The following is a 19,677-nucleotide window of genomic DNA, read 5'->3' as shown; positions in this document are numbered from 1 at the left end:
CGAGCAGGGCGCCGATCCGGAGCGGTGGTCCGGTGGCCGTCCCCTGCACCGGGCAGCGGTGTTCGGCTCCCCCGGGGCGGTCGCGGAGCTGGCCCGGTGGGTGGCGGACGTGGACGCGGTGGAGTACGGCGGGACAGCGCTGTGGGAGGCCGTCCTGGCCGGCCGGGCGGACAACGCCCGCGCCCTGGCCGATGCGGGAGCGGACCCGTGGCGGCCGCTGATCGGCGGCTGGTCGCCCGGGCGGCTCGCGCTGGCCGGTCCGGGACCGGAGCTGTTCGCGCTCCCGGAGGGCGAGCCCGGCCTGACCGACGCGGAGCGCGCGACGGCCGAGGAGGGCAGGCGGCTCCTCGACGCGCTGGGCTCGTTCCACTACGAGGGCATCGGCCTGGCGTGCGTGGCGGGGATCGACGCGCGGGAGGCGGTGCGCCGGCTGGAGGCGGCCCCGGCAGATGACGAGGAGATGGCGGAGCTGACGGCGGATCCGTACGCGTACGACCTCGAGGAGATCCGGCCGTTCGTCGGTGTCACCACGGTGCCGGGCGGCTGCGTCGTCACCCAGCCGTGGGGGTACGCGCCGTCGATGCCGGGCGTGCACACCCGGCTGTCCGCCGGCACCGTGAGCTATGGCCTCTACGCCAATCCGAAGAGCGGCAACCAGGGCAGCGTCGCCCGTGACGGCGTGATCGAGGGCTGGGACCTCCACCCGTCCGGTCGTCCGGCCCCGGACGCGTCCGCCGAGGAGGTCCTCGCCTCCTATCTGTACCGGCTCAGCCCGGTGGCCTACTGCTGCGCGTTCGTGGGCCTGCGCCCTGCCGACGCACGGGCGGTCGTCGGCCCGCCGGACCTGTGGGTGGAACTGCCGGAGCGGGACTACTGGGGGACGTGACGCATGGACACAGGCACGGGCGGGGACAGGGACGGACGCGGGGACGGCGGTGGGCCCCGCCCTCTCCTCTACCTCGACGTCGACGGCCCGCTCAACCCCTACGCGGCGCAGCCGGAGCGCCGCCCCGAGGGCTATGCGACGTACCGCATGAAGCCGCAGGGGTGGATCTCCCGGCATCCCGGGGAGCCGCCCGGTGCCGTGAAGCCGCTGCGGGTGTGGCTCAGCGCGGCGCACGGGCCCCGGCTGCTGGCGCTCGCCGAGGTGTACCAGCTGGTGTGGGCCACCACGTGGGGTGCGGAGGCGAACACCTTCGTCTCGCCCGTTCTCGGGCTGTCGGAGCTGCCCGTGGTGGAGTGGCCCGCGCGGCACGAGGCGGGACCGGAGGGCACCTTCTGGAAGACCCGGCATCTCGTGGCGCACGCCGCAGGGCGGCCGTTCGCGTGGGTCGATGACGAACTGGGCGCACCGGACCGGGCGTTCGTGGCGGTGCGCCATGCGGGGCCGGCCCTGCTGCGGTTCGTCGATCCCCGGCTCGGGCTGCGTGACGACGACTTCGCGGCCCTCCGGGTCTTCGCGCAGGCGTGCGCGGCCGGGTGAGCGGGCGTCCACGGCGAAGCCACCGCCCTGACGCGGTGGCTTCGGCCGTTGCCGCCCCTCAGGGGGCGCCCAGGAGCGCCCCCAGCGCCTGCGCGGTCCGCGGATGGCGGACCAGCAGTGCCGCGCCGGCCGGGGCCGGGCCGGCCGCCTCCCAGCCGCCGTCGCAGCCGAGCAGGTCCGCCACCGCGTCGCAGGTCGCGGGGTGCGCGGCCAGCAGGGGCAGGCCGCGCGGCCCGGACGCGCGGTCGCGGGCGGGGCGTACGGCCGACGGGACCGGTTCGGCCCGCCACGGCGGCGTCCAGGTGTCGAGTGCCGCGAGGCGGCCCGGGAAGACGCGGCCCGCCTCCCGGATCAGCAGGGGCGTGAGGTCCGCGCCGCCGGAGCGGAGGGTGGTGATCAGTGTCGGCAGCCAGGGCAGCAGCACCGGGTCGGGCAGCCGGGCGAACGCGTTCGACACGGCCTCGACGACGAAGTCGGCCAGTGCGGGCACCGGTTCCAGCGCGTGCAGGAACCCGCTGAGGTAGCGCGGGTAGGCCGGCAGGGCCAGGGGGTTGCCCAGCAGCTCGTCGCACCGGGCCCGCAGATCGGCGCGGGAGAGCGTGCCGAGCTGGGTCTTGGCCGCCCACAGCAGCGCCGTCCTGGCCGGGTCCTCGGGGTGCGACTGGGCCACGGCCAGCTCCAGCTGGTTGCGATCGCAGCCGAGGGACAGGGCGAGACTCTCCATGCTGAACAGGAAGCCCAGCATGGCCGCGACCTGGCGGACGCTCGCGTCGTCGTCGGTGAACGCCGTCGGCAGCAGGGTGCAGTAGTGGGCGTAGCCCGTCTTGACGAAGGACTCGATCCACTGCGGCAGCGCGGGTTCGCTGGTGCGGTAGTAGGCCAGCAGGCCGCGCACCCGGCGCAGCACCTCCGGGGCGCCGTCGACGCTCCGCTCGGTCGCCAGCACCTCCAGGGCCCGCCGGCCGAGTTCGTCGGCGAGACGGCGGCTGCGCAGGTAGAGCGTGGCGTCCTCGACGGCTTGGAGGACGGTGGCCGTGGTGGCCTGCGGGCCGTACGCGGTGCGCCGCAGCCGCTGTTCGAGGACCTGCTCGATGCTGACGCCCTCGTAGCCCAGCTCGATCAGGGCGCGCTGGTGGGTGCCGAGGGCCAGGTCCCACGACTCCTGGATGGAGCGCTCGCCGAGCTTGCGTTCGCCCATGATGGGGCGGGCGGCGCCGTGCGGCATGAGGTGGCGCAGCATCCACAGCACGTCGGAGCACTGCTCCAGTTCGGGCCGGGACGCCATGTCGAGCAGGGCCCGCTGGACGCCGCGCTGCTGGAGCCTGAGGTTCAGCGGGGCGAGCCGGTCGTGCACGTCGCGGGCTAGCGGCGGCAGGGCGTCGTAGCCGACCTGGCCGATCCGGTCGCCGCCCAGCATGATCTCGACGAGCCGGCGCACATCGCGCCGGCCCGGCACGGTGTCCTTCTCGATGCAGGTGACCGCCGCGTCCTGGAAGTCGTACGGCGTGGGCTTGGCCCGGTCGCGCATCCCGGCGAGCAGGATCGACGTCTCGAACACCGCGATGGCGTCGGCGGTGGAGGCGAGATAGCCGTTGCGGCGGGCGGCGCGCACGATCTCCACCGACCAGCCGAGCAGTTCCTCCTCGTCCAGGCGGTCCAGGACCGGGGGCCGCTGGAGGAAGCCGGTGAGCTTGTCCGACGCGGCGGGTTCGACGGCCGGGGCCGGGGCGGCGGCCTTCGCGGTCTTCTTGCGCGTCTTCGTGCCCGCCTGCCCGGCCAGCCGGTACGGCTTCACCCGGGTGCGCTTGAGGTTCTTCGCCCACTCGGTCGCGGCGATGGACACCGATCCGGCGGCGAGACCGAACTGCGCCTCGATCGCCGCGTGGCTGGACGGGATCAGACCGTGCTGCCACTTGGTGGCGCTGGGCGGGCTTATCTCGAAGGTGTCGGTGCCGTGGACACCGAACTCCGCGACCCGGCTGGCGGCGTGGAAGGCGCCGCAGACGTAGAGGGCGTCCGCCGGGTCGGTGCCGGTGGCGGCGAGGTGCCGGCGCATCCGCGTCCACATGTACCGCTCGCGGTCCTCGTCGACGCGGACCCGGTGCGGGTCGCCGGGGGCGAGGCGCCGGAAGAGGCTGCCGATCAGCAGCATCACCTGACGGTAGGTGTCGTGGTCGCTGTCGCCGAGCGGCAGTTCGACGTACTGGTGCCACCACTCCGACCAGTGCCGCACGCGCCCGTGCCGCAGCAGGTGCTCCTCCAGTTCGGCGAAGCGCGGGCGCAGGTCGCCGATCTCCACGCCGACCGCGTCGCCGTGCAGCGCGGCCTCGGCGTCGGCGGGCGGCGCGTCCGGGTCGGCCGGTTCGCCGGTCGTACCGTCCCTCTCCTGCCACTGGAAGACGTGGTCGGAGGAGCGGTCGACGAGGACGAGTTCCACGCCCGGGGTGTCCAGGGCGTAGGCGATCGCCTGGTACTCGGCCGAGGCCTCGGTGATGGGCGCGACGACCGACAGCGGCGCCCATTCGGCGGGGAAGCCGTCGACCTCGGTGGCGAACGCCTGCACCGCGACCGGGAGCCGGCAGTTGCGCAGCTCGGTCAGGAGCGGGGCCATGTCCTCGCAGAGTTCGAGGTAGACCACTTTCGGCTGCTTCTCGCGCAGTCTGCGCGCCATGGCGAGCGCGGAGGCGGGCGAGTGGTGGCAGACCGGGAAGATCTCCAGCGGTTCGCGCACCGCGCGGTCGACGTCGTCGACGATGCCGAGGAGGATGCCCTCCAGGGCGCCGGGCCCGTCGGCGAACGCGGTGGCGGCTTCCTGGAGCTGGGTGCGCAGGGCGGTGAAGGTGCCCTCGTTCATGGCGTCGCTCACGTCCTGGGCGCTCACGACAGGGTGGCGATCGCGTCGCGGCCGCCCTCGAGGAACTCCGGCCAGGAGCCGCCCTCTTCCTTGCTGCGCGGCTCGACGACCCCGTGCAGGTACTTGTTGAGGATGGCCAGGTCCTCCGGTTCGCGCCGGGCGAGGGAGCCGACGAGCGAGGAGGCGAGGGTGCGCGCGGTCAGCGCGCGCTCGCCGAAGAAGTTGCTGTGCAGGATGGCGTCCTCCAGCACGCCGATCTGCTCGGCCGTGGAGAGCGCGGACTCCAGCTTCTCGTCGTCGCTGGCGGCCGCTGTGGCGGAGGCGCGCAGGTCGGAGAAGCTCTGGAGCAGCACGTCCAGCAGGGTGGGCGGGACGTCCAGTTCGATCTGGTGGCGGCGCAGCAGTTCCTCGGTGCGGAAGCGGACGATCTCCGCCTCGCTCTTCTTGTTGGTCACCACCGGGATGCGCACGAAGTTGAAGCGGCGCTTGAGCGCGGAGGACAGGTCGTTGACGCCCCGGTCGCGGCTGTTGGCGGTGGCGATGACGGAGAAGCCGGGCTTGGCGAAGACGATGTTGTCGCTGTCGAGTTCGGGGACCGAGATGTACTTCTCGGAGAGGATGGAGATCAGGGCGTCCTGGACGTCGCTGGTGGACCGGGTGAGCTCCTCGAAGCGGCCGATGACTCCGCTCTCCATCGCGGTCATGATCGGCGAGGGGATCATCGACTCCCGCGACTGGCCCTTGGCGATCACCATGGACACGTTCCAGGAGTACTTGATGTGGTCCTCGGTGGTGCCGGCCGTGCCCTGCACCACGAGCGTGGAGTTGCGGCAGACGGCGGCGGCGAGCAGCTCGGCGAGCCAGCTCTTGCCGGTGCCGGGGTCACCGATCAGCAGCAGGCCCCGGTCGGAGGCGAGGGTGACGATGGCCCGCTCGACGATGCTGCGGTCACCGAACCACTTCTGGGAGACCTCGCGGTCGAGCCCGTCGGCCCGCTCCGAGCCCAGGACGAACAGCCGGATCATCTTCGGCGACAGCCGCCAGGAGAACGGCTTGGGGTTGTCGTCGATCGACTCCAGCCAGTCCAGCTCCTCGGCGTACTTGATCTCGGCGGGGGCGCGCAGCAGGTCGGACATGCGAAAGCCTTTCGGTGAGAAGAGGAAGAAGGAGGTGTTTCGAGAAAATGCCGGGCGGAGAGCCGATGCGGAGGACGGCTCAGGTGAGGAACGCCTTCAGCTCGTGGACGAGCTTGCGGATGTGGCCGGAGATCACCGGCGTGCCGAGGTCCTTGAAGCGCTCCCGGAACCACGGGTTGACGCTGCCGCGGCCCGCGCTGGTCACCGAGCCGACCGGGATGAACTTGGCGCCGGAGCGGTGGACGGCCGCCATGCTCTCGAACAGCGGCTCGCAGCGCCACTCGTAGAAGTCGGAGATCCAGACCACGACCGTGTTGCGCGGTTCGGCGATCTTCGGCTGGGCGAGCGCCATGGCGACCGTGCCGTCCGTGCCGCCGCCGAGCTTGGTGCGCAGCAGGGTCTCGAACGGGTCGTTCACCCACGGGGTGAGGTCCAGCGCCTGGGTGTCGTAGGCGATCAGGTGAACGTCCACCTTGGGCAGTCCCGCGAAGATCGAAGCCAGGATGGTGCAGTTGACCATCGAGTCGACCATCGAGCCGGACTGGTCGACGACCACGATGAGGCGCTGGGGTGTCGTCTTGCGGGCGGTGTGCCGGTAGTAGAGGCGGTCGACGTAGAGCCGCTCCTCCTCCGGGTCCCAGTTGGTGAGGTTCTTCCAGATGGTGCGGTCGAGATCCAGGTTGCGGAAGACCCGCTTCGGCGGGATCGACCGGTCCAGGGCGCCGACGGAGGCCTTCTCGACCTGGGTGCGCAGGACTTCCGCGACCTCGTCGACGAACCGGCGGATCAGCGCCTTGGCGTTGGCGAGGGCGACGCCGGAGAGGTTGTTCTTGTCACGCAGCAGCTGCTCGATGAGCGACATGCTCGGGGTCAGCTGTGCGGCGAGCTGGGGGTCGGCGAGGACTTCACGCAGATGCATCCGCTTGACCAGGTCGGCCTCGATGGCGCCGAGTTCGGGCCCGATCGCGGGGATGAGCGTGCCGAGGTCGGGGGTCGGGAAGCCGGCTCCGGTGCCGGTCGGGCTCACTCCCCCGCCCGCCGCACGGCCCGCGCCACCCGGGGCGCGTCCGGCGCGCAGCTCACCGGGACGGCAGCCCAGCGCCCGCTCCAGCCATCCGGCGTCGGACTGCCAGCGGGCGAGCTGACCGGCGGTGACCGTGCCGGAGCCGGAGGCGAAGACGTTGAGCAGCACCTTGGACACCAGGGCGGCGCGGCGCACCTCGGCGGCCCGGTCACGGTCCTCGTCGCCGTCGGCCTCGGGCACCATCAGGCCGTCGAACTCGGCGGCCAGCTCGGGGTGGCGCTGCACGACGGCGTCCACGGAGGCCTGCAGATCGAGCAGCGCCGGCGGCAGTCCGATGTCCTCGACGACGGCGAGGGAGGCGGACTCCAGGGTCGCCTGCTCCTCGGGGTCGAAGAGGCGGGCGAGCAGCCGCCAGTACAGGACCTGCCGGCGGTTCTCGTCGGCACTGGCCGCCGGGGGCTCTTCGGTGGTGTGGTCGGTCATTTCCGCAGCAGCCTTCCGGCGCGTTCGCGCAGTACGGCCACCGCGTCGGTGGCGGCCTTCTCCGCCTTGGCCCCGGCCTTGTCGGTGGTGCCGCCGGCCCAGGCGCCCGCGTGCACGGCCACCGTCTTCTTGCGCACGGTGGTCTCCACGGCGAGCGGCTGGAGGAAGAACCGCCCGTCGTCCCAGCGGAGCAGCCCGATGCAGGCGCCGGACGCGGCGACGGCCTTGGGGGTGAGCGGTCCGGCGGCCGGGACGCGGTCGGTGTCGACGGCCAGGCGGTGCCCGGCGAGGGTGAACGTCACCGTCTCGTCGTCCGCGTCCAGTTCGGCCGTGTAGCCCTCCAGGAAGACGGGGTGGGCGAGGCGCACCGGGTGCCGGTCCAGGGGTGCGGTCGGCGGGGTGGCGGCGGTGGGCAGGGCGACGCGGGCGGTGGCGAAGGCGTCGGCGGGCTCGCCCGTGCGGGCGTGGTCGTCCTGCCAGATCAGGTCGCCCTCGGCGGTGACGGGCATGTCGGTGAGGTCCATCGAGCGGCCCTCGCCGGCGGCGGCCAGCAGCGTCATGTGGGGACGCAGCAGCTGCCAGACGCCGGCGCCGAGGACCGTGTCGGGCTTCGGCGCGGACACGCTCGCGCGTACCAGCCGGGGTGTGCCGCCGTCGGCGGGCTCGAACACGGCGTGCACCTGGGCCTGGGCGGCGGTGGCGTGTTCCTGGACGTCGACGCCGAGCGGCAGGAGCCGGCCGGTGACGGTCTCGGTGGCCGGTGCGGCGGCGGCGCCGGGCAGGGTGAGGAGCATGCCACGGGCCCACAGGTCGGCCCAGCGGCGCACGGGTATCCGCTCCAGGGAGGCGCCCGGGCAGGACGCGGCGAGTTCGGCGGAGAACCCGTCGAGGAGGGCGGCGAGGCGGCGCAGTCCCGGGTCCGGGAGCATCGCGGAGACCACCTGGGCCGAGCCGGACACCACGTCGTGGTCGATGCCCTGCCAGCCGGCGCGGGCCAGGTCGCCGAGCCAGGAGCGGGCGGCGGCCGTCAGATTCGGCGCCTGCGGCTCGGCGGCGGCCGGGGCGGGCGCCTCCTCGCGGGTGCGGCCGGTCGCCTCGTCGGCGCGGGCGGTGAGAGCGTCGTGCACGGAGCCGAGCAGGGCGGTGCGGGCGGCGGCGAGCGCGAGGAAGTGGTCCTCGCTCGCGGCGCCGGCCGCGGCCTTCTCGGCGGCCTCGGCGGCGCACGCGGCGAGCGGGCTGCCCGCGACCGCGTCGGCCAGCTCCGCCAGGCCCGCGGCCTGGGCGGGCCGGAGGCGGAGGAGGCCGCCGGTCAGGGCCCGGTCGAAGGCGTCGACGGCGGCCAGGGCCTCGTCGAGCCCGTCGACCGGTTCGGTGAGCAGGTCGAGCCGCATCAGGCCACCGTCCTCGTCGGCGGGAACCACTGCATCTCGGGCAGCGGGCCGGTGGTCGGGGCGAGTTCCAGGTAGGCCAGATGGCGCAGGAACCGGCTGAAGACCGACGCGGCGGCCTTGCTGTCCGCCGGAAAGGGGCGGGTGCCGCTCATGGCCGTGGTGAGGGACTGGGCGGTCGCCTCGCCGTCCCCGGCGTCGACCCGCAGGTAGCGGGCGACGCGTTCGGCGCCGTACTGGAGCACCGACTCGTTGATCAGCGCGCCGATGTGATTGCAGAACCCGCCGCGGGCACCGCCGCAGGGCCGGTTGTTGTTGGTGCTGCACGCGTACGCGTACGTCCCGGCGGCGACCGACGAGACGTAGACCCGGCCGATGTCCGAGCCGCTGGAGACGACACCCTGGAGGCGTCCGTCGGCCAGTTCCACGAACGGGACCTTGGCGAGCTTGCGCGGTCGTGCGGGCGGGATCACCCGCGCCGTGCTCGACCTCTCGAAATCGGACAACGCACCATCTCCTTTGCAGCACGAGGGAAGCCCCGACGCCGGATCGGCGGGACGAGGAAGAACTTACTGGCGACCACTGACAACGCCTGGCCGCCCGCCCTCCGGGGCCGTCGGCGACCGCCGCCGTACGGGGTGGAATGGCCGGTTGGGGCCGTCTCCGCCGCGGACGGGCAGTCGTTCACAGGCCGTGAGCGGGCCGAGGGCGGCCCGCCGGAAGGGGGTTGTTCGTGGAGAGGGACCACTGGGAGGTCACCGCCGAGCTGGCCGCGTTCCTGGACGAGGCGGCCGCTCATCTTCCCGCCCGTCAGCGCCAGGTGCTCCAAGTGCTGAAGATCGGCGAGGAGTTCGGTGAGGCGGCGCAGGCGCTGATCGGTGTCACGGGCGTCAATCCGCGCAAGGGCACGAGCCACACCTGGGACGACCTGACCGCCGAGATCTGCGACGTGATCGTGACGTCGATGGTGACGCTGCACCGTCTCGGAGTCCCCGACCCCGCCAGGGTCTTCGCCCGGCACCTGCGCGGGGCCGCCGCCCGCACGCTGGCCGCGAGGGAGGACTGACATGACCACCGGGTGGATGCCGCGCGAGGAGTGGGTCAAGACGCAGCCCCGGGCGCTCGTCGCCTCCTGCGTGCTGATCTCCGACGGCCGGGGGCGGCTGCTGGTGCTGCGTTACTCCCCCGCCGAGCCGAACGCCGGCCACTGGTGGCTGCCGGGCGGGATGCTCGACCCGGGTGAGGACCCGTGGACGGCGGCGCGGCGCGAGGCCCTCGAGGAGACGGGCGTCGACATCGGGAACGAGGCCCGGCTGATCGGCATCGACCACCGCGCCGACGTCCTGGGCACCGGCCCGGTCCTGGACTGCTACTTCGACGGCGGAGTCCTCGACGGGACCGAGCGGATCCGGCTGAGCCCGGAGCACGACCGCTACGCCTTCCTGACGTTGGACGAGCTGACGGAGCCTACGCTGACCGTCCACCGGCCGATACTCACCGCCCTGCACGCCGCCGCGCGGTCCGGGAGCGTCGTGTGCCTGCGGGAGGGGCGGCCCTGGTAGGGCTCTTGCGCCGTCTCGCCTCCGTGCCCCATGGTTGACGCGCGTAACACCGCTCTTCCCGTCACACAGCTCTTCCGTCACACGGCTCGTCCGTCACACGGCTCGTCCCGTTGACACACGGCTCTTCGCGTTCGGCAGTGGCTCACGTCTCCCGGCCTGGAGGTCGCATGCTCAGACGTACGGCACGACTCGTCACCACACTTGTCATGATCCTGTCCGGCGCCTTCGCCGGCACCGTCGCGACGGCGGGCACCGCGCACGCCGACGGCTGCTACACCTGGACCCGCACGCTCTCGCAGGGCGCCTCCGGCGCCGATGTCACCCAGCTGCAGATCCGGCTCGGCGGCTACCCGGGCTACGGTGCGGCCCTGGCCGTCGACGGCAGCTTCGGGCCCGCCACCACGGCCGCCCTCAAGCGGTTCCAGTCGGCGTACGGCCTGACCGCCGACGGCGTCGCCGGCACCAACACGTACAACAAGCTGTACGCCCTCCAGGACGACGACTGCACGCCGATCCACTTCTCCTACAGCGAGCTGAACGACTGCAACACGACCTGGTCGGGCGGCGCGGTGAGCGCCACCACCGCCAAGGCCAACGCGTTGCGCACCATGTGGAAGCTGGAGGCGCTGCGGCACGCCCTCGGCGACCAGCCGATCACGGTCACCAGCGGCTTCCGGTCGTACGCCTGCAACGACGCCGTCGGCGGCGCGAGCAACAGCCGTCACCTCTACGGCGACGCGGCCGACCTCGGCGCCGGGCCGCACTCCCTGTGCACGCTCGCCAAGCAGGCCCGCTACCACGGCTTCCGCGGCATCCTCGGCCCCGGCTACCCCGGCCACAACGACCATGCCCACGTCGACCACCGCGACAGCCAGTACTGGTCCGCACCCACCTGCGGTATCTGACCGCGCCGCCCCGGCGGCACACGCGGCAAAGCCGGGTTCCGCGGCGTGCGCGGAACCCGGCCCATCACTTCTCAGCTGCTCACACCGTCATGGCGGCAGAGCGTCACAACGTCATGGCGCTACTTGCGGAACGCGTCCTTGGCCTTCTCCTTCGCCTGACGGAGGTCGCCCTTCGTCCTCTCCGCCCGGCCCTCGCCGCTCTTGCTCTCGTTGCCCACCGCGCGGGCGGACGCCTCCTTGGTCTTCCCCTTGACCTGTTCCATCTTCGCCTTGGCCTTCTCGTTGCGCGCCACGCTCGCTCACTCCTACCGGCCGTCGTTCACTTTCGGTCACACACCGGGTGACCCGCGCAGCGCACATCAAACCCGCCCCCGGGCGGTCCGGCGCGTCGCCGTCAGAGCTCGCGAGGCCGCAGCGGGCGGACCGCGGGGCCCTGCAGGACGGTGCCGTCGGGCGCGAAGCGCGAACCGTGGCAGGGACATTCCCAGGCGCTCTCGGCCCGGTTGAAGGAGACCAGGCAGCCCATGTGGGTGCAGCGGGCGGCGACGGCGTGCAGCTCGCCGTTCTCGTCACGATGCACCGCCACGTGCCGGCCGCCGATCTGCACGACGGTTCCGTCGCCCGGCGCGAGGTCGTCGACCGGCGGACGGGGGCCGGACGCCAGCGGGGGCACCCGGTCGCCCACGAAGTGCCTGGCCACCTTCGCCTGGTTCTTCAGGAACTGTCCGCCCTCGCGGACCACGGAGGCGATCCGGCGCGGGTCGTACAGGTCGCTCCACGGGCAGTCACGGCCGGTGATCAGGTCGCAGAGCAGCTTTCCGGCCATGATCCCGCCGGTCATGCCCCAGCCGCCGAAGCCGGTCGCGACGTAGACGTGGCGGGTCCGGGGATGCAGGAGGCCGACGAGCGGCACCGAGTCCGTGGAGTCGTTGTCCTGGGTGGCCCACCGGTGGGTGATGTGCAGCTCGCCGAAGTGGCGCCGGGCCCAGCCGGTGAGAGTGGCGAACCGTTCCTCCACGTCACGGCTGGTGCCGGGGGTGAAGTGCTCACCGGTGATGATGAGCAGGCGCTGCCCGTCCTCGTAGGGCGCGGTGCGCACCGAGCGGGTCCGGTGCTCGGGCGTGATGTACATGCCGTCCGGCGCCTGCGCCTCGGGCACGGGGGCGGCGATCACCAGCTCCCGCCGGGGGGTGAGCCGGGTGAACAGCATGGCCCGGTCGAAGATCGGGTAGTGGGTGGCGACGACGACGTCCCGGGCGGAGATGCGCACTCCCTGGTCCGTGGTCAGTACGCAGGGCTCCCCCTCGGTGAGGCTCACCACCCGGGTGCCCTCGTACAGCCGCCCGCCGCCGCGGCGCAGGCTGTCGACCAGCGCCATCAGGTACTTGCGGGGATGGAACTGGGCCTGCTCGGTCACCCGGACGGCGCCCGCGACGGGGAACGGCAGATCCGTCTCGGTCGTGAACTCGGCGGGCAGCCCCGCCTCCCGCGCGGCCTCCGCCTCGGCCCGCAGCTCGGGCACGCGGTGGCGGCCCTGCACGTAGGTGTACGCGGCGGTGTCCTCCCAGTCGCAGTCGACGCCCAGCTCGTGGGCGGTCTCGGCGGCGTGGCGGACGGCCTCCAGCTGGGAGCGGGCGTACAGCCGTGCCCCCTCCGCGCCACGACTGCGCCGCAGCCGGTCGTAGATCAAGGTGTGCTGGGCGCTGACCTTCGCGGTGGTGTGCCCGGTGACACCGGCCGCGATCCGGTCCGCCTCGAACACCGCCACCTCACGCCCGCGGCGGACCAGCTCCCACGCGGTGCTCAGCCCCGCGATGCCCGCGCCGATGACGGCCACGTCGACGGTGAGATCGCTCTCCGGCGCGGGGGCCGGTTCGCCGGGGGGCAGTGTCTGAAGCCAGTACGACCCGAAGGTGCCTGCCTGTTCGCTCATGCACCGCCGAGTGCCCCGAGGCCGGGGCGATCATTCGGCGGCGGGCGTGCGCAGCACCGGTTGCCGCAGCGGCTGGAGGGCCGGCAGGGTGACGGTCCGCCCGTGCCCCGGCTACCGGCGGGGCACCGTGCAGGCGTGTGCACCGCTCCGATTCGTGAGCGCCGCTCTGACGTTCTACTGGTGAGCGCCGCTCTGGCTTGTGAGCACTGATCTGATCGGTGAGCGGTGTCTGGCCCTGTGAGCGCCGATCTGGGTGGCGAGCACTGATCTAGTTTGTGAGCGGCGCCGCAGTCCCTGAGCGTGAGCAGCGCTCCGCTCGATGAGCGGCACTCCAGTCCGTGAGCACCGACCCGCTCCCATGCGGTCCGGTGCGATGGATGCGATGCGCTCAGATGCGGCCAGCGAAGCCCCTCAGTCGGCCAGCGCGCGGCGCAGCGCGGCGCCGAGTTCGGCGGTCTGGCGCTGTGACACGTCGGCGGACAGAATCGCCAGCGAGCCGTGGAACGTGCCGGGCCACTGGTGCAGCTCGACCGGTACGCCCGCCTGCAGCAGCCGCAACGCATAGGTGATGCCCTCGTCCCGGAGCGGGTCGAACTCCGCTGTGGCGACGTAGGCGGGAGGCAGGCCGGACAGATCGGCGGCCCGCGCCGGGGCTGCGTACGGTGTGGCCGGCCGGGAGTCCAGGTAGTGCTGCCACACCTTGGTGATCGTGCCCCGGTCGTGCAGCGGCGTACCGGTGAAGTGCCGCTGCGACCACGTCTCCTGCCGGTCGTCGAGCAGAGGCTGGTTGAGCAGTTGGAAGCGGATCGAAGGGCCCTCCTGGTCACGGGCGCGCAACGCCACCGCAGCCGCGAGCCCGGCGCCGGCGCTGTGCCCTCCGACGGCGATCCGGTCCGGGTCGATGCCCAGCTCGGTGGCGTGTCCGGCCGCCCACTTCAGGACGGCGTAGGTGTCGTCCAGGGCGGCGGGGAACGGGTGCTCGGGCGATCGGCGGTAGTCCACCGAGATCACCGTCGCGCCGGACGCGCTCGCAATACGGGTGGCGAAGGGGTGGTCGGTGTCCAGGTCGCCCATGACGAATCCACCGCCGTGCAGCCACACGATGGCGCCGCGCGTCTGGATCGGACGGTAGAGCCGCACCCGCACCTCCGGATCGGCGGGCGCCGTGCGGTCCTCGATCTCCATGCCAGAGGTGTCCGCCGCCGGTATCGCGGCGGCCCGCGCGGCGTAGTTCTCCCGGTCGGCGGCCGGGTCCGTCAGGTCGGCCTTCTGCAGCAACGGAACAAACGCTTCGAGTTCGGGATCCATGACGGCCATCCTGGTGCCCTCGTCCCGGGGCGTCATCCGCCAACTGTCGGGCGAGCGGCCCGGGTTCCGCGTCGATCGGCGGGCCGGCAGACTCCTATGCTGGCCGCCATGGAGGCCCTCGCCGCACGACTTCCCCACTTGGATTCCCACGCCAAGGGGGCGATCCGCGTCGTCACGTTCTACGACACGCTGATGCGTCGACGGGTGGACCTCCCGGCGCTCGCCCGGGCCTCCTCGGGCCTGGCCGGCTGTGTGGCCGGGGTTCGGCTGCACGGCACGGGACGGGTGACCCGTACGGCGCCCGACGGGGGGCAGGTGGCCGGGCCGGCGCGTCCCGCGTCCGTCACGGTGCCGATCGTCCTGGACGAGGAGGAGATCGGCACGGTGTGGCTGGAGCGCCCCGGCCCGCCCGGCCCGCTCGACGAGGTGCTCCTCGAGCGGTTCGCCCTCGCCGTCGCCGCGGTCGTCGAACGGTACGGCCCGGCCCGTACCACCATGGCCGACCCCGCCCTCGTCGAACTGGCGATCAGCTCCGGCGCCGACGAGGCGGCCAGGGCGCGAGCACTACGGCTGCTGGGCTTTCCCGCGGATGCGCCGGTCCGGGTCGCCGCCGTACGGTCGCGGCTGCCGCTGGACCAGGTCGGCCACCTGGTGTGCCCGGACCGCCTGGTCAAGGCGGCGACGCTCGCCGGCGTGGGCGTCGTCCTGGCCACCACCCTCGACCCGGCCCGGTTCCCGCAGGGCGTACGCGCGGGTGTCGGCGCCGCGAAGAGCCCCGAGCTGTCCTGGCGCGAGGCGCGTGTCGCGCTCCGGTTCACCGGCCCGCGCGAACCGGTCGTCCGGCACAGCGATCTCGGCGCGCTGGCGCTGCTGGCGGAGATCCCTCGTGACGTCTCACGCCGCAACCCCGACGTGGCCGCGATCGCTCGCGTGGCCGACAGCCCGGAGGAGCTGGAGACATTGGACGCCTACTGCGCCAGCGGCTCCCTGCGCCGGGCCGCCGGACTGCTCCACCTGCACCACAGCAGCGTCGCCCGACGGGTCGACCAGCTCGGCAAGACCCTGGGCATCGACCTCACCGAGCCCACAGGCCTGTTGCGGGCCCGGCTCGCGCTCACCGCATGGCGGCTTCTCGACGACTGACGAGCGACGCCTGACCACCGACGGCTGACGGCCGACCACCGACAAACCGACGGCCGACCACCGACGACCCCGGTGAACACCCATCACTTCCTGCGCAGCCGCCAGACGTTGTCCTCCCGGTGGCCCTCGACGCCCTCCGGCGAGACGCTGGGCTTTCGGTCGGCCTGCGCGGTGACCACGGTCCAGGTCTCGTCGGGCAGGGCGAGTTCGGCGAGCAGGCCGTCCAGGGTGGGGAACTCGCCGTCGAAGGGCGGCTCGTGCATCCAGGTCGGCCAGGTGCCGTGCAGCGTGATCAGAAGGGTGCCCCCGGGTGTCACGGCCGCGGCGGCGCGGCGCAGGATCCCGTACAGGTCGAGGTCGACCGGGGACTGGAGGTAGTGGGCGGACACCAGGTCGAAGGTGCCGTCGGGGAAGGTGTGGCCCAGCTCGTGGCGCTCCCACGCGATCCGCTCGCCGACTCCGGCGTCCGCGGCATGCCGGGCGGCGCGCTCCAGGGCGGTGTCCGCGATGTCGACCGCGGTGACCCGCCAGCCTTGGCCGGCCAGCCAGACCGCGTCGGCGCCCTCGCCGCATCCGAGGTCCAGCGCGGTGCCCGGGGTCAGCTCCGCCGTCTCGCGTACCAGCGACGGGTTGGGACGGCCGCTCCAGACGCGGTCGTCCTTGCGGTAGAAGCCCTCCCAGAAGTCTGCGGGCTGCTCCGGTGCGGGGGTGTGCGTCATGGTGTGTGCCCTCCTGAGTCGCGTACGGCCCTGCACCTGCGAGCCTGGATCCGTCACGGCCGCGCCGCAAACATCTTTGCCGGTTCGGCAAAATGCGGTACGGCGACCTCGGTGCGGTGCCTGAGGCGTTGGAGCGGCCGTACGCTGGTGGCCGTGCGTGAAGTGGACGGAGACAACGGTCCGGCGGCGGTGGCGGCACGCTTCACGGGGCGCGCGGTGACCGGGCTGCGCCGGGTCTCAGGGGCGCTCACCGAGGTGACGCTGCACGGCGGCCCGGTGGTGATGGTGAAGCGTCAGGACGCGCCGGGCGGGGTGCGGGCGGAGGCAGCGGGACTGCGGTGGCTCGCGGAGGCCGGCGCCGTGCGCGTGCCCGCCGTACACGGACACGACGGGTCGTGGCTGGTGATCGACCGGGTGCCGACGGGCCGACCGGGCGCCGAGGCGGCGGTGCGGTTCGGGCGTGAGCTGGCCGCGCTGCACGCCGCGGGGGCGCCCGCGTTCGGGGCGCCCCCGCCGGACGGTCCCGAGGACGCCTCCATCGGGCTGGCCCCGATGCACAACGTCGCCGGGGCCGACTGGCCGCGCTGGTACGCGGAGCACCGGGTGCTCCCGTATCTGCGGCGCGCCGTCGACGAGGGGGTGCTGCGCGCGGAGGAGGCAGGCGTGTTCGAGCGGGTCTGCGCCCGGCTCCCGGAGCTGGCCGGGCCCGGGGAGCCGCCGGCCCGGCTGCACGGAGATCTGTGGAACGGCAACGTGCTGTGGGCGGCCGACGGGCGCGCCTGGCTGATCGACCCGGCCGCGCACGGCGGACATCGCGAGACCGACCTGGCGATGCTCCAGCTCTTCGGCTGCCCGCATCTGGACCGGATCCTCGACGGCTATCAGGAGGCCGCCCCGCTCGCCGACGGCTGGCGGGACCGGGTCGCCCTGCACCAGCTGTTCCCGCTGCTCGTCCATGTCGTGCTGTTCGGGCGGTCGTACGCCGCGCGGGCCGTCGAGGCCGCTCGTACCGCCCTGGCCCGCTGAACCGGCCGCCGGTCCCTCCGATACAGTGGCGCGCCACATCGAGAGGAGACGGGACTGTGCAGGTCAGGGTGGGGACAGCGGGACGGGTGGTGGCTTCGGCCGCGCTCGGGGCGATGGTGCTGACGGGGTGTTCGGACACCGCCGAGCCGGACGCGAAGGTCTCACCGACCGCGTCGGCCGGCGCCTCTCAGGACGCGGCGGGAGCCGGGCGCGGCGGGAGCATCGGCGCCGCGGGCTCCGCCTGCGAACTGCCGGTCACCTTCGACATCGCTGCGCACTGGGAGGCGGAGGCGATCGACGCCGCCGGGGCGGAAGCCGCCGCGGACGAGCTGAAGGACGACGGTGCGGAGGGCCAGGACGGCCTGGACAAGGAACTGGCCGCCGAGATCGCCGCCTCGCTGCTCCGCCAGGGCCCGGTCGTCGCCGCCTGCGAGGTGGACGCCAAGCCGGCCGGGAACATCGGCTTCCTGCGCGTCTTCACCGGCGAACCGGGCGCCGACGACGCGCGGACCGTGCTGGAGGCCTTCGTGACCGCGGAGGAGAGCGACGAGGTGAGCATCGGCAAGCAGGACTACCGCACCTTCCGGTCGGGTGACCTGACCGGGGTCGAGGTGTCGTACCTGCGCACCAGCGAGATCCTTGAGGAGACGAAGCAGCAGCACGCGCTCGCCGTGACCACGGCGGACGGGCCGGTGGTCCTGCACCTCGGCGGGCTGGACGACGAGGAGCACAAGGCGATGCTCCCGGCGTTCGAGCTCGCCAAGCGGACGCTCCGCATCTCCTGACCGTCGCGCTCCGGTGCTGCGCGGGGCGCACACCCGCGTACGGGCGACGGGCGTAGGGCAGCGGGCGTGCGGACGGCAGCCGTGCGGGCGCATGCTTGCTGTGTCGCGCGGGGGCGCGCACCCGCCGGTGCCGGCCGTGTGGCCCCACGTGACGCAGGCGTGGACGGGACGGGACCGATGGCTGGGAGCGGCGAGGACCGGAGCGGGCCGCGGGCGCGGCTGAACGCGCGGCTGACCGCGTTGCTCACCGACGCCACGATCGAGGCCATCGGTGCCTCCGGGGCGCGCGCCGCCGGGCTGTACATGCGCTCCTCGACACCCGGAGTCCTGCGGATGGCCGCCCTGGCCGGGCTGCCGGGGGCGCTGTTCCGGCCTTGGTGGCGGGTGCACGTGGACCGGCGCTTCCCCGTCGCCGACGCGTACCGGCTGGGCGTCCAGGTCGTGCTGCCGAACGCCACCGAGACGATGCGCCGCTACCCGCAGTTCGCCGCCGCCCTGCCGTTCCCCATCGGGTCGATCTACGTGCCGGTAGCCGGGGCGGCGGAGACGTTCGGTGTGCTGACCGTACTGCGGCCGGCCACCCCGGAGGCCGCGGAGGTGCTCCCCGCGCGCGACCGGCTGGCCCAGCTGGCCGAGGAACTGGGCGCCGCGGTGCGCCCTCTGGAGGCCGACGACCCGGCCCTGGTCTGGGACGAGGATCCGGTGTGCGTCGCGCCGCCGGCCACCCGCCCGGCAGCGGTACGGGTGGGCCGGTTCCGCTGGGATCCGGCCGCGGACCTGGCGACCGGCGACGACACCCTGCGGGTGCTGCTGGGGCTGGCCCCCGACGAGCTGCCCGGCAGCGCCCGGGCCCTCGTGCGGACCCTCGCGAGGGACGACGCGCACCGGTTCCTGGAGCTGCTGCGGGAGACCGCCGACGGCGGGCCGAGTCCGGACGGGCCCCTGTATGTGCGCACCGCCGACGGCGCCGCGCTGCGGGTGGAACTGTGGACGCCGTCCCGCGTCGAGGGCATCGTCCTGGACGCGGGCTCCGTGGCCGACGCGGCCGCCGACCAGCTGCCGCAGGGCATGTTCTCGCTGGACCGCCTGGGGCGGATCGTGCACGCCAACCCGAGCGCCGCCCGGCTGCTGGGCGAGCCGCGGGCCCGGTTCCTCGGGCGGCCCCTGTGGGAGGGCGTGCCCTGGCTCGGCCAGCCCGCCTTCGAGGATCATCTGCGGGCGGCGCTGCTCGCGCCCGACCCGGTGCACTTCCACGTGCGCCGGCCGCCCCCGGCGGAGCGGGAGGACGCCACGGGCGCGGCGCGGGGGCCCGACGAGCCGTTCCGGCCGGGTGACGGCGACTGGCTGGCCGTCTCGGTCCATCCCGGCGCCGATGTGGTGACCTGCACCGTGACCCGGTCCACGGGCCGCACGGACGCCGCCGCGGTGCCGGCCGTGCGGTCGCCGGTGACCGAGGTCGCGGAGGCCGGGGCCGCGGCGGCGTCTCCCGCGTACCGGCCGATCGTGCTGGCGCTGGCGCTGAGCGAGGCGGTCACCGCCCGGCAGGTGTCGGCGGTGGTCATGCAGGAGCTGCTGCCCGCGTTCGGCGGCCGCCGCCTCGCCCTGTACCTCCTCCAGGAACGGCACCTGTACCTGGCCTGGGAGAGCGGCTTCCCACCCGGGTTCCTCGCGCCGTTCCAGGGGGTCGGGCTCGACGCCCGGTTGCCCGGGGTGGAGACGCTGACCACCGGTCAGCCGCTCTTCTTCGACTCGATGGAACAGCTGGCGACGGCCTATCCCGGCATCCCGCTGGACGCGGCGGAGGGCGCCCGCGCCTTTCTGCCGCTGATCGCCTCGGGGCGGCCGGTCGGCTCCTGCATCCTGGGTTTCGACCGGGCACACAGCTTCAGCACCGAGGAGCGCACGGTGCTGACCGCGCTCGCCGGGGT

Annotated in this window: 18 protein-coding genes; 9 read left to right on the top strand and 9 right to left on the bottom strand. The window is 73.5% G+C overall.

Annotation, left to right across the window (positions count from 1 at the left end; all coding sequences use genetic code 11):
* Together CCN42_RS19490 and CCN42_RS19485 are read left to right on the top strand one after the other, a co-directional pair.
* A partial coding sequence (locus tag CCN42_RS19490) for an ankyrin repeat domain-containing protein (protein WP_245877372.1) occupies window positions 1-886 on the top strand: 886 nt, incomplete at its 5' end.
* A 3-nt stretch (window positions 887-889) separates the two neighbouring features.
* Complete coding sequence (locus tag CCN42_RS19485; protein ID WP_086737411.1) at window positions 890-1,483, top strand: HAD domain-containing protein; 594 nt, start codon at window positions 890-892, stop codon at window positions 1,481-1,483.
* A 58-nt stretch (window positions 1,484-1,541) separates the two neighbouring features.
* On the opposite strand, the gene CCN42_RS19480 is transcribed toward CCN42_RS19485, so the two are convergent.
* The 5 genes from CCN42_RS19480 to CCN42_RS19460 all read right to left on the bottom strand — a co-directional run bounded on the left by CCN42_RS19480 (window position 1,542) and on the right by CCN42_RS19460 (window position 8,874).
* Window positions 1,542-4,337 carry a DUF5682 family protein gene (locus CCN42_RS19480; RefSeq protein WP_086737422.1) on the bottom strand — a complete coding sequence of 932 codons (2,796 nt, stop codon included), beginning with the start codon at window positions 4,335-4,337 and terminating at the stop codon, window positions 1,542-1,544.
* Between the two features lie 23 nt (window positions 4,338-4,360).
* Window positions 4,361-5,473 (bottom strand): ATP-binding protein, encoded by a 1,113-nt coding sequence (locus CCN42_RS19475; RefSeq protein ID WP_086737409.1) that lies wholly within the window; start codon window positions 5,471-5,473, stop codon window positions 4,361-4,363.
* 79 nt (window positions 5,474-5,552) lie between these two features.
* Window positions 5,553-6,980 carry a VWA domain-containing protein gene (locus CCN42_RS19470; protein WP_086737407.1) on the bottom strand — a complete coding sequence of 476 codons (1,428 nt, stop codon included), beginning with the start codon at window positions 6,978-6,980 and terminating at the stop codon, window positions 5,553-5,555.
* Window positions 6,977-8,371 carry a hypothetical protein gene (locus tag CCN42_RS19465; RefSeq protein WP_086737420.1) on the bottom strand — a complete coding sequence of 465 codons (1,395 nt, stop codon included), beginning with the start codon at window positions 8,369-8,371 and terminating at the stop codon, window positions 6,977-6,979. Before CCN42_RS19465 ends, CCN42_RS19470 begins: the two co-directional genes overlap by 4 nt.
* Window positions 8,371-8,874, bottom strand: coding sequence for a hypothetical protein (locus CCN42_RS19460; protein ID WP_086737405.1), 504 nt, complete (start codon window positions 8,872-8,874; stop codon window positions 8,371-8,373). Before CCN42_RS19460 ends, CCN42_RS19465 begins: the two co-directional genes overlap by 1 nt.
* Window positions 8,875-9,101: 227 nt before the next feature.
* Between CCN42_RS19460 and CCN42_RS19455 the strand changes: the two genes are divergently transcribed.
* From CCN42_RS19455 to CCN42_RS19445, 3 genes are all read left to right on the top strand, one after another.
* Window positions 9,102-9,434, top strand: coding sequence for a MazG-like family protein (locus CCN42_RS19455; protein ID WP_107427617.1), 333 nt, complete (start codon window positions 9,102-9,104; stop codon window positions 9,432-9,434).
* Window position 9,435: 1 nt separating this feature from the next.
* Complete coding sequence (locus tag CCN42_RS19450) at window positions 9,436-9,930, top strand: NUDIX hydrolase (protein ID WP_086737403.1); 495 nt, start codon at window positions 9,436-9,438, stop codon at window positions 9,928-9,930.
* A 167-nt stretch (window positions 9,931-10,097) separates the two neighbouring features.
* Window positions 10,098-10,835: a D-Ala-D-Ala carboxypeptidase family metallohydrolase gene (locus CCN42_RS19445; protein ID WP_086737401.1), complete on the top strand. Its 738-nt coding sequence runs from the start codon at window positions 10,098-10,100 to the stop codon at window positions 10,833-10,835.
* Window positions 10,836-10,954: 119 nt separating this feature from the next.
* On the opposite strand, the gene CCN42_RS19440 is transcribed toward CCN42_RS19445, so the two are convergent.
* The 3 genes from CCN42_RS19440 to CCN42_RS19430 all read right to left on the bottom strand — a co-directional run bounded on the left by CCN42_RS19440 (window position 10,955) and on the right by CCN42_RS19430 (window position 14,076).
* The gene (locus CCN42_RS19440) at window positions 10,955-11,128 is read right to left on the bottom strand and encodes a CsbD family protein (protein WP_086737399.1); all 174 of its coding nucleotides are present in this window, start codon (window positions 11,126-11,128) and stop codon (window positions 10,955-10,957) included.
* Window positions 11,129-11,229: 101 nt separating this feature from the next.
* Window positions 11,230-12,768, bottom strand: a complete 1,539-nt coding sequence (locus tag CCN42_RS19435) for an FAD-dependent oxidoreductase (protein WP_086737397.1) — start codon at window positions 12,766-12,768, stop codon at window positions 11,230-11,232.
* A 411-nt stretch (window positions 12,769-13,179) separates the two neighbouring features.
* Complete coding sequence (locus tag CCN42_RS19430) at window positions 13,180-14,076, bottom strand: alpha/beta hydrolase (RefSeq protein WP_086737416.1); 897 nt, start codon at window positions 14,074-14,076, stop codon at window positions 13,180-13,182.
* Window positions 14,077-14,184: 108 nt separating this feature from the next.
* Between CCN42_RS19430 and CCN42_RS19425 the strand changes: the two genes are divergently transcribed.
* Window positions 14,185-15,219: a PucR family transcriptional regulator gene (locus CCN42_RS19425; RefSeq protein WP_086737415.1), complete on the top strand. Its 1,035-nt coding sequence runs from the start codon at window positions 14,185-14,187 to the stop codon at window positions 15,217-15,219.
* Between the two features lie 83 nt (window positions 15,220-15,302).
* On the opposite strand, the gene CCN42_RS19420 is transcribed toward CCN42_RS19425, so the two are convergent.
* Window positions 15,303-15,938 (bottom strand): class I SAM-dependent methyltransferase, encoded by a 636-nt coding sequence (locus CCN42_RS19420; RefSeq protein ID WP_086737395.1) that lies wholly within the window; start codon window positions 15,936-15,938, stop codon window positions 15,303-15,305.
* Window positions 15,939-16,091: 153 nt separating this feature from the next.
* On the opposite strand from CCN42_RS19420, the gene CCN42_RS19415 reads away from it, so the two are divergent.
* The 3 genes from CCN42_RS19415 to CCN42_RS19405 all read left to right on the top strand — a co-directional run.
* Complete coding sequence (locus tag CCN42_RS19415; RefSeq protein WP_245877371.1) at window positions 16,092-16,964, top strand: fructosamine kinase family protein; 873 nt, start codon at window positions 16,092-16,094, stop codon at window positions 16,962-16,964.
* A gap of 56 nt (window positions 16,965-17,020) precedes the next feature.
* Window positions 17,021-17,749 carry a lipoprotein gene (locus tag CCN42_RS19410; RefSeq protein ID WP_086737393.1) on the top strand — a complete coding sequence of 243 codons (729 nt, stop codon included), beginning with the start codon at window positions 17,021-17,023 and terminating at the stop codon, window positions 17,747-17,749.
* A 177-nt stretch (window positions 17,750-17,926) separates the two neighbouring features.
* Window positions 17,927-19,677, top strand: a 1,751-nt coding sequence (locus CCN42_RS19405; RefSeq protein WP_086737391.1) for a GAF domain-containing protein, incomplete at its 3' end; no start/stop codon positions are given.

Source organism: Streptomyces glaucescens (genome assembly GCF_002154375.1).
Taxonomy (GTDB): domain Bacteria; phylum Actinomycetota; class Actinomycetes; order Streptomycetales; family Streptomycetaceae; genus Streptomyces; species Streptomyces glaucescens.
This window is presented reverse-complemented; position numbering and strand designations above follow the sequence as displayed.